This window comes from Rhizobium mayense (assembly GCF_030272705.1).
In the GTDB taxonomy this organism is placed as follows: domain Bacteria; phylum Pseudomonadota; class Alphaproteobacteria; order Rhizobiales; family Rhizobiaceae; genus Rhizobium; species Rhizobium mayense.
On sequence record NZ_JARFYM010000083.1, the window covers coordinates 1 to 2,639 of the forward strand.

Annotated in this window: 2 protein-coding genes; both read left to right on the plus strand. The window is 61.2% G+C overall.

The features are described 5' to 3' along the window. Positions 1 to 184 precede the first annotated feature (184 nt). Positions 185 to 1,699 carry an IS21 family transposase gene (gene istA, locus PY649_RS34585; RefSeq protein ID WP_432761461.1) on the plus strand — a complete coding sequence of 505 codons (1,515 nt, stop codon included), beginning with the start codon at positions 185 to 187 and terminating at the stop codon, positions 1,697 to 1,699. Next, positions 1,696 to 2,589, plus strand: a complete 894-nt coding sequence (gene istB / locus PY649_RS34590) for an IS21-like element helper ATPase IstB (RefSeq protein WP_285873558.1) — start codon at positions 1,696 to 1,698, stop codon at positions 2,587 to 2,589. Before istA ends, istB begins: the two co-directional genes overlap by 4 nt. Positions 2,590 to 2,639: the final 50 nt, after the last annotated feature.

Here is a 2,639-nt window from a genome sequence, read left to right on the forward strand (position 1 = left end):
GTGCGCGGCGGCAATCACGGTGAGATTCAGCGTCAATCAGGATGAGACTCTGCGGCGGGGGTGTGACGTAGGGAGGGCGTAGCCCGACCGGAGTTACATCCCCGCCGCGGCGCAAAATTTCGGCGTCTCATGATCGCGGTCGGCCCGCTACGCTGGCGGTTTTCTGGAATGGAGAACCACCTTTGTGCCGGGTCGCCATGTAACCGATCATCAGATGAGATTATTCATGAAGTATCGACAAACGCATTCTGTTGAGGTCGCCGCCGCGAAGGCGTCGATTAGCCGGGCGACGGCTTTCCGTATGGAGAAGGAGCAGCGCCTTCCGTCGCAAAACAAGCCGCCACGCGGTCGGCGTCGCCCCGATCCGCTTGAGCATATCTTTGACGCGGAGGTGGTTCCGCTCCTCAAGGCCGCTCCCGGCATTCGTGCAGTCGCCGTTTACGACGAGATGTTGCGGCGTCATCCCGAGCTGTCCGAAGGCATTCGCCGGACACTCGAGCGGCGCATCCGGTCATGGCGGGCCGCTCACGGCCAGGAGCAGGAGGTGATCTTCCGTCAGACACATGAGCCCGGCCGGTTAGGGCTGTCGGATTTTACCGACATGGGCAGCCTCGGCGTGACGGTCGCCGGTCAGCCGCTCGATCATCTGCTCTATCACTTCCGGCTGGTCTGGTCAGGTTTTGAGCACGCCCATGTCATTCTTGGCGGCGAAAGCTTCGTCGCCTTGGCGGAGGGACTTCAAAACGCCCTGTGGTCCGTTGGAGGCTCGCCGCTCTATCACCGCAGCGACAGCCTGTCGGCCGCCTTCCGCAACCTCGATGCCGATGCCAAGGTCGATCTCACGCACCGCTATGAGGAACTGTGCGCTCATTACCGAATGACGCCAACCCGTAACAACAAGGGTGTCGCCCACGAGAACGGCTCGATCGAAAGTTCTCACGGCCACCTCAAGAACGCGATCCGCGATGCACTTCTGATGCGCGGCACCAGAGACTTCAACGATCTCCGCTCCTACCGTGCCTTCATCGATGAGATCGTCAGCCGTCGCAATGCCGTGCATGGCAAGCGCATCGATACCGAGCGCCCGCATCTGCAGGCGCTTCCCGAGCGCCGCACCACCGACTTTGAAGAGGTGGTCGTCACCGTGTCGCGCACCGGCGGCTTCGCCTTGCGCAAGGTCTTCTACACCGTCCCCTCCCGTTTGATCGGCCACCGGCTGCGTGTGCGTTTGTTTGACGATCGCCTCGACGTCTTCATCGGCGGCACGCATCTACTGACGCTGCCCCGAGGGCGCGCCCAGGCGAGTGGCAAGCACGATCAGGTCGTCAACTATCACCACGTCATCCACTCTCTGCGCAAAAAGCCGATGGCGCTTCTCAACCTCGTCTATCGCGACAAGCTCTTCCCGCGGCCGGAATACCGACGGACTTTCGACGCTCTCATCGAGCAACTCCCTGATCGGCAGGCTTGCAAGATCACCGTCGAACTGCTGGCGCTGGCGCACGATCGCGGCTGCGAGCGTGAACTGGCCGAGGAGCTTGCCAGAATGCTCGACGCCCACAAACTGCCTGACTTGGCGGCCCTGAGAACGGCCTTCGGCCCGGACCCCGATCAGTTGCCGACCGTTCATGTGCAACTCGCATCGCTCAATGGCTATGAAGCCCTGATCAGTTCGGCTTACGTGGGAGAGGTCGCATGAAGACCAATCACATCATCGACGAAGCCCGGCTCGGCATCATGCTCAATGAATTGAGGCTGCCGACAATCAAAATGCTGTGGCCACAATTTGCCGAGCAGGCCGATCGTGAAGGATGGCCAGCGGCTCGTTTCCTCTCGGCCATTGCCGAACACGAACTGGCCGAACGGGCGCATCGCAGGATCGAACGTCACCTCGCCGAGGCGCATCTGCCGCCCGGAAAGACGCTCGACAGCTTCGCCTTCGACGCCGTGCCCATGGTCTCCAAGGCCCAGGTCATGGCCATTGCCGCCGGCGATAACTGGCTCGCCAAAGGTGCCAACATCCTGCTGTTCGGGCCGCCGGGCGGCGGAAAGAGCCATCTCGCTGCAGCCATCGGCCTCGCGCTGATCGAGAACGGCTGGCGGGTATTGTTCACTCGCACGACCGACCTCGTCCAGAAGCTGCAGGTCGCACGGCGTGAGCTCCAGCTCGAATCCGCCATCGCCAAGCTCGACAAGTTCGATCTGCTCATCCTCGACGATCTGGCCTACGTCACCAAGGACCAGGCCGAAACCAGTGTGCTCTTCGAACTCATCTCCGCCCGTTACGAGCGGCGATCCATCATGATCACTGCCAATCAGCCTTTTGGAGAATGGAACAGGGTCTTCCCGGATCCCGCCATGACCCTCGCCGCGGTGGACCGTCTCGTGCACCACGCGACGATCTTCGAGATGAATGTCGAAAGCTACCGGCGCAGATCAGCCATGGAAGCCAAACGTCAGCGTGGAAGGCCTGCTTCGTTCGCGACAGTCAATAGCTCCGCCACGTTTGTCGCGGAGCGGCAATCAGCAACCGACGAGACTCTTGCCAGCGACAATCAACATGATACCTTCACCCCGACCGCGACTTAAGAGTCTCATCTAGATTGTCGCTAGCGTCTCATCCTGATCGCCGCGCTATA